Consider the following 5,584-nt stretch of genomic DNA (forward strand, 5'->3'; position numbering starts at 1 on the left):
CCAGGGCCCGCAACTCGCCGCTTTCTTCGATCAGCGGGTCGATCCGCTGCTGGGAAAGCCGTTTCGCCAAGTCCGTCGTCGGTTGGACCGCCAGAAACGGCCCCGGCGCCCGGTGCATCACATAGCCGATCCAGTTGTTCCCGGCTTCCGTCGCGCCGACCTGCGCCGCCTTCATGAAGACGACCCGCCGGGCCGAATGCGCGGGCGACAGCGCGTCCATGATCGCCTTGAGATAGGGCGTCCGGGCCGTCCGATAGGGCCCGGCCTCCGAAGCCCCGCGCGACGACAGGATGCGGTGCCGATCCGCCCATTCCGAAACCGTCTGGACCGGATCGGGGGCGAGTCCCGAAAGCCAGGCGGCGCGGATTTCGTCCGCGCCGTCGTAGTCAGCGAAGTTCAACCCGGATCTCCGCAAGCTCGCCCAAGTGCAGCCGAAGGTGGGCGTCGAGAACCTGCTCCATGCGGTGCGGGTCGATCCCCAATTCGGCGGCCATCGTCGCCGCCACGCGCGGCGGCCAGCCGATCCAGGCGTCGCGCTCGCGCCGGGCGAGGTCGAAGACCGATGCCGTCGCCCTGGCGCGGTCGACGAGTTCCCCCTTCATCTTCCCAAGACGCACTTTGGCGGTTTGGGCCTTGATCACCTCGTTCGCCATTCGGGCGCGCAGAAAAGAAACCTGACCGCCTTCAGCCTCCCCGGGCTCTGCCGGTTCGACCGGCGCCCCGGCTTCCGACAAGGTGTCGTTGACCGCCGCAATGGCGGCGCGAGGCACCGGCTTCAAGCCCAGTTCGGCCTTCGCCGCCGCCGTGCCCTTGGCGGTGGACCCGGCCAATTGGCGGGCATGGATTCCGCGTTGCTTCGTCGGATCGGTCTTCGCGTCCCATTGGGCGTCGGCCTTGTCGGCGTCGATCGACCCGTCGGCTTCCGGCGTGATCCGCCCCGAAGCAATGGCTTTCGCCACGGCCGTATGGCTCACCCCGCGATGCGCGGCGTATTGGCGGCGCGAGAGGCCCATACCGAAGTTTTCTCCACTTTTACAGCGTGTTAGAAGTTGCTCTTTGCCTTTTGCTCCCCACTGTCAGAGCCATTCCGACACCCCGAAAGGAGCAAAGATGAAACGCGAACCCACCGGCCACGAGACCGCTTGCCTCGCGAAAGCCGACCATTTCGTCGCCGTCCGCGGCCGCAAACCGACCGACCGCGTCCGCGCCCGGTTCGACCGGATGGACCAGGCCGAAGCCTTCGCCGCCGAGTTCAGCGACCGCCGCACCATGATCTACGCCGTCACGGCCGAAGGCCGCGCCGCCCACATCAAGAACGCCTGAAAGTGGGCCCTGATGTTGAACCTTTTGACCGCGCCGAGCTGACGACCTTGAGCCAGGCCTTGACGGAAGAACCGCTGGGCCGCCTGGCGACTTTCGAAAAGACCGCAACCCGGTTCCGTCGCCTTCTCGCTGCCGGGATCGGGGAGGATCGGTGCGCCGTCGTCGCTTCGAAGCTTGCCCATTCGGAAGACCTAGAAACCGCGCAGGATCGCTGGAAGGCGATCCTCGAAGAGCACGACAGGCAGAAGCGCCAACCAAACAGTGCTTTCCATATCTTCCTTGCGGGGAAGCCTCCGTTCCCGGCAAAATCGGGCTCTTAGACGCGACTTCGAAAGTTTCCCATTTGATTCTCTGAGCGTCGACAGGGGGTCGTGAGCAAAAAGGTCCAAAGTGATGTGTGGATGCAATAAGAATCAGACGCCTATCTCTGTTTTTGAGTCTTTGGTCGCTGCCGGTTCCAATTTTCGGAGCGAAGAGGTCAAGGGAATTGGGTTGTTTGTGGTTCCCGCGCCTGAGAAGGGAATTTTGGAATACCGAACTGTCTATGTGGAAGGAATATCTTACTCTGAATGTGTGAAGAGGGGCAGTCACTGTGAAGTCTTTCAGTGGCTGCCGCTGGGAGTGAAGATTGTCCACAACGAAAAGTCGTTCACCGTCAATAGCTTGAAAGAGTTCGAGACTATGGAAGGGTTCGACTGTAATGACTCGTGCCGAGGCGGCTGTCCGATGGGCTGCACCTGCTTTGGGAACGACGTTTGGTGCAGAAGGAATAATTGACTGACGTGGAGAGCTGTCCTGCTGACACCGGGGCGACGTTCCAGAACAGCACCCGACCCGGCCCGCGCTTGGCGATGCAGATTTCCCAAGCTTTCGCGTCATAGTGCGGATCGGAAGGAAACGGCGGCTTCAGGGCCGCCGTTTCCGTGAATTTTCGCGGGTGGACGTGGACCGTTGCGCCCGCGACGTCGCGGGGGGCGAGTTCGCGCCCGACTTGGACAACATGGCGCCGCGCCCCCGGCCAGGCGGCCGCCAGACCCCGGGCCAAAACGCCCGATCCCGAAGCGCACCACACCTCGTCCGGGTCGAGTCCGGTCGATCGCGCGGCCGCGGCGATGGTCGTGATGGCCTCGGGAAAATCGACCCCGAAGGGGATCAGGAAGGCGCCGGTTTCCCGGCAATAGTCCCGCGCCCTGGCCTGGACGACGGTCATGTAACCGGGCGCGACCTGGACGACCTTTGCGCCGAGCCGGGACGCTTCCAGCGTCCGGGCGTGGGGCGTTGTGCGTTGGGCGACGAAGAGCGTCGCCTTGCGGCCCATGGCCTTCGCGGTCTCCGCAAGGGCGGTCTGCGCGCCGCCTTCGGGCGGGGTTGCATAAACGGCTTCGGCGGCGTTCTCGAACAGCTTGCCGATGAATCGCGCCTTCGTTCCGCCCGGGAAGAGATCGTCGCGGACGACCCAGATCCCACGATGGCTTTCGACGATCGGAACCCTCATTCCGCTTCGTCCTGGCCGCCTGCCGGATCGGCGGCGATTTCCCCGAACTCGACCGGGCCGCAGGCTTCGGTCGCTTTCCGGGGATCGCCCTTGCAGAACACCAGAACGTTCTGGTGGGTCCGGCCGAGCTTGCGCGCTGCGGTGAACTGGCGCCCGACCCGGATCGGCAGCGATCCGACGGCGGTCACGAGGATTGCGTCGTTGTAGAACCGCGCCCCGGCGGCTTCGAAGGCTTCAATCGTCCGGCCGGGCAGGTTCGCATAGAAGCCTTGGGCGTCGCGCACGTCGCCGATCACCCAGACGGCGAAGCGGTCGTTCTTCAGCAGCGCCACCGTCGCGGCGATGATCTTTGCATATTCCGTAAAGAAGGCTTCCTTGCCCAGGGTCGAGAGGTCCGACGGATCGTCGGAATAGACTTCCAGGTTCCAATAAGGCGGGCAGGAGAAGATCAGATCGGCCGCCACGCCCTTCGCCAGGGCGCCGATTTCGCGGCTATCGCCGTTGATCCAGCGCGGCGGGATTTCCCCGCCCAGCGCCGCTTGCGCTTCGTTGGCGGCGACCTGTTCGGCCCGCAGTTCGACCCCGACGTAAGCGCGGCCCAGGCGCGACGCCACGACGCCGCGGACCGATCCGCCCGCGAAGGGGTCGAGGATTGTCCCGCCCGGCGGGCAGAACCAGCGATAGGCGATCTCGCAAAGGACCGGGTCGAAGATCGAGGTGCCCGAAGCCGTGGGCGCGTCCGAAGGCTCGTAATGGTCGGCGAGGAATTCGTCGGTCGACAGCGACCGCCCGAGTTCCGCCTCCTTGGCGCGCTTCTTCGCGTAGAAGGCCGTGTCGCCCGCCGTGTGCGACGGCATCAAGACGCCGCCGTTTCGTTTTTCGCCAACTTCGTGTTCGCCGCGCATGAGGTCCTGCCCGAAGGTCCGCGCCAGGCCCTTAGCCATTCGCCGCCCCCTCTTCGCCGCGCCCAAGTTCCGAGCGGATTCCCAGCGAAAGCCAAGCGCGCTTGCGGTCTTGCCACCAGCCCTTCCGCGCGTCGAAGACCGAGAAGGGCGGCAGGCCGAATCTTTCCGCAAGCGAAAGGCTGGCGGCGCCGCCAGCCGAGGGAACCGCGGCGCCGCCTTCCTCGGGGCCTGCCGCTTCGGCCCCTCGGAATTGCTTTTCGTCGTCGGGCGCGTCGTCCAAGCCGAGCCCTTCGAAGAGTTGGTCGATTTCAAGGTCGGTGAACCCGATCACGTCGAGGTCGAAGTCTTCGTCCCGCAGGGCCGCAAGTTCGGCGGCAAGCATCTGCTCGTCCCAGCCGGCGCTTTCCGCGATCCGGTTGTCGGCGATCACAAGCGCCCGGCGCTGTGTTTCGGACAAGTGGTCCAGAACAATGGCCGGGACTTCGTCCAAGCCGAGCGACCGCGCCGCCATCAAGCGGCCGTGGCCCGCCACGATCACGTTGTCTTCGCCGACCAGCACCGGGTTGGTGAACCCGAACTCGGCGATCGACGCCGCGATCTGCGCGACCTGGTCGGCCGAATGCGTGCGGGCATTCCGCACATAGGGGATCAAGCGATCCACCGAGATCATTTCGATTTGCACGGAGTCCCTCGTTCCGTTCCTATTGGACCGCTCGTCGCGGTGCTGGACACCCGGGCGGCAACCCGGCAACCCAGATTTGGCAACCCGGGCCGGAAACCCAGATTTTTTCTTTGTCACTAGGCACTTGATGCGCTGTTGCCCCCCGCATACGGCCAGGTCCCGGGGGGACCCGAAGGGGGGAGGGGGAGGGCGGCGGGCCTGGCCGCCCGATCCTCGGGGGCCGATGCCGACCGCGACCCGTCGCCGCGCGCACCCTTCGCCGAGGATATCGACTTTCTAACCCCGGCCGCCCGAAAATGTCTCGCACGATGTTCGCCGGGTTTGCGGCCGAATGCGGGGATATGCGGCCTCCTGCGGCCTCATCGCCCGCCCGTCGATTTCGGATCGGCTTTCCGTTTCGTCGGCGATTTCAAATGGTTGCGGACGGTCAAGATCGCCGCGACCCAGCGCCGCCAAGCCGTTTGGCGGACGCAGCCGATTTTTATGCAGACCTGCCGCCAGCGCTGGCCCTCGGCCCGGAACCAGACCAGCTTCGCGTCGTCGGGCGAAAGCCAGCGCAGCCAGTCGATGCACTCTTCCATGCGCTGGATTTCGGCCGCCGAGGGCACGATCCGCACCCGAAATTCCCCGTAGCCGTAGGCGTGGCGGGCGTCGTGGACGTAGTCCGGCCAGCTGCGTCCCCAGGCCCGGGCGCCCGATCCGGCCGGATCGGGAAGGCGGCGCATGGTCAAAGCGGCTTCTTCGAAGCGGTCTTCGATTTCGCGGGGCGTCAGGTCGATCGGCAGGCCGCTCATTTCCCGGCCCCCTTCGCTTTGCGTTCCCGGGCGCGGAGCCAGGCGTTGACAACCGAGACCCGGTAAAGGACGCGGCGCCCGACCCGGATCGACGCGGGTCCGTCGCCCTCGGCTTCCCAACGCCGCAGCGTATCGGCCGAAAGGCCGAGCTGCTGGGCGAGGTCTTGCCGCGAAACCATTCCGTCCAAGAGTTTGTCAGTTCCCATCCTTTTGCCCCCTCGTTGTCTTTTCCTTCCGCAGCGCGTGCCAGCGCCGCAGGGCTTCGTTCGGCTTGCAGCCGTTTTTCGCCGCCTAAGCCGAAAGGGCGTCATAGCGTCCCCCGGTAGCCTCCCGGTCGTAAGCGGCCGTCACGGTGATTGGTGGCAGGGCGTCCCGGCAATCCGCG

The 5,584-nt window shown here is 65.5% G+C and carries 9 protein-coding genes; 2 read left to right on the forward strand and 7 right to left on the reverse strand.

Annotated elements, in window-relative coordinates:
* Together KSP24_RS24875 and KSP24_RS24880 are read right to left on the reverse strand one after the other, a co-directional pair.
* On the reverse strand, positions 1-400 hold a 400-nt coding region (locus KSP24_RS24875), incomplete at its 3' end, for a phage terminase large subunit family protein (protein WP_216977121.1).
* A complete protein-coding gene (locus KSP24_RS24880; RefSeq protein ID WP_216977124.1) occupies positions 387-1,013 on the reverse strand; it encodes a hypothetical protein in 627 nt (208 codons plus the stop codon). The genes KSP24_RS24880 and KSP24_RS24875, both read right to left, overlap by 14 nt.
* A 97-nt stretch (positions 1,014-1,110) precedes the next feature.
* Here KSP24_RS24880 and KSP24_RS24885 point away from each other — a divergent pair, with 97 nt between their 5' ends.
* Together KSP24_RS24885 and KSP24_RS24890 are read left to right on the forward strand one after the other, a co-directional pair.
* Positions 1,111-1,323, forward strand: a complete 213-nt coding sequence (locus KSP24_RS24885; protein ID WP_216977126.1) for a hypothetical protein — start codon at positions 1,111-1,113, stop codon at positions 1,321-1,323.
* Positions 1,324-1,325: 2 nt separating this feature from the next.
* Entirely contained in the window at positions 1,326-1,643 is a 318-nt protein-coding gene (locus KSP24_RS24890; RefSeq protein WP_216977128.1) for a hypothetical protein, read from the forward strand.
* Positions 1,644-2,002: 359 nt separating this feature from the next.
* Here KSP24_RS24890 and KSP24_RS24895 read toward each other — a convergent pair whose 3' ends face one another.
* The 5 genes from KSP24_RS24895 to KSP24_RS24915 all read right to left on the reverse strand — a co-directional run bounded on the left by KSP24_RS24895 (position 2,003) and on the right by KSP24_RS24915 (position 5,405).
* On the reverse strand, positions 2,003-2,818 hold the full coding sequence (locus KSP24_RS24895; protein ID WP_216977130.1) for a pyridoxal-phosphate dependent enzyme: 816 nt from the start codon (positions 2,816-2,818) through the stop codon (positions 2,003-2,005).
* Positions 2,815-3,762, reverse strand: coding sequence for a site-specific DNA-methyltransferase (locus tag KSP24_RS24900; RefSeq protein ID WP_216977132.1), 948 nt, complete (start codon positions 3,760-3,762; stop codon positions 2,815-2,817). The genes KSP24_RS24895 and KSP24_RS24900 overlap by 4 nt, the downstream gene beginning before the upstream one ends.
* On the reverse strand, positions 3,755-4,405 hold the full coding sequence (locus KSP24_RS24905; protein ID WP_216977134.1) for a ParB/Srx family N-terminal domain-containing protein: 651 nt from the start codon (positions 4,403-4,405) through the stop codon (positions 3,755-3,757). The genes KSP24_RS24900 and KSP24_RS24905 overlap by 8 nt, the downstream gene beginning before the upstream one ends.
* 359 nt (positions 4,406-4,764) lie before the next feature.
* Positions 4,765-5,199 carry a DUF6362 family protein gene (locus KSP24_RS24910; RefSeq protein WP_216977136.1) on the reverse strand — a complete coding sequence of 145 codons (435 nt, stop codon included), beginning with the start codon at positions 5,197-5,199 and terminating at the stop codon, positions 4,765-4,767.
* The gene (locus tag KSP24_RS24915) at positions 5,196-5,405 is read right to left on the reverse strand and encodes a helix-turn-helix transcriptional regulator (protein WP_216977138.1); all 210 of its coding nucleotides are present in this window, start codon (positions 5,403-5,405) and stop codon (positions 5,196-5,198) included. The genes KSP24_RS24910 and KSP24_RS24915 overlap by 4 nt, the downstream gene beginning before the upstream one ends.
* Positions 5,406-5,584 lie beyond the last annotated feature (179 nt).

Origin of the sequence: Paenibacillus sp. AK121 (assembly GCF_019042715.1) — a bacterium.
Taxonomy (GTDB): Bacteria; Bacillota; Bacilli; order Paenibacillales; family Paenibacillaceae; genus Paenibacillus; species Paenibacillus polymyxa_C.

Excerpts from the sequence above, each read along its gene's own strand:
- KSP24_RS24900 (WP_216977132.1), bottom strand. The coding sequence starts at position 3,762 with ATGGCTAAGGGCCTGGCGCGGACCTTCGGGCAGGACCTCATGCGCGGC.
- KSP24_RS24880 (WP_216977124.1), bottom strand. The coding sequence starts at position 1,013 with ATGGGCCTCTCGCGCCGCCAATACGCCGCGCATCGCGGGGTGAGCCAT.
- KSP24_RS24885 (WP_216977126.1), top strand. The coding sequence starts at position 1,111 with ATGAAACGCGAACCCACCGGCCACGAGACCGCTTGCCTCGCGAAAGCC.
- KSP24_RS24895 (WP_216977130.1), bottom strand. The coding sequence starts at position 2,818 with ATGAGGGTTCCGATCGTCGAAAGCCATCGTGGGATCTGGGTCGTCCGC.
- KSP24_RS24910 (WP_216977136.1), bottom strand. The coding sequence starts at position 5,199 with ATGAGCGGCCTGCCGATCGACCTGACGCCCCGCGAAATCGAAGACCGC.
- KSP24_RS24915 (WP_216977138.1), bottom strand. The coding sequence starts at position 5,405 with ATGGGAACTGACAAACTCTTGGACGGAATGGTTTCGCGGCAAGACCTC.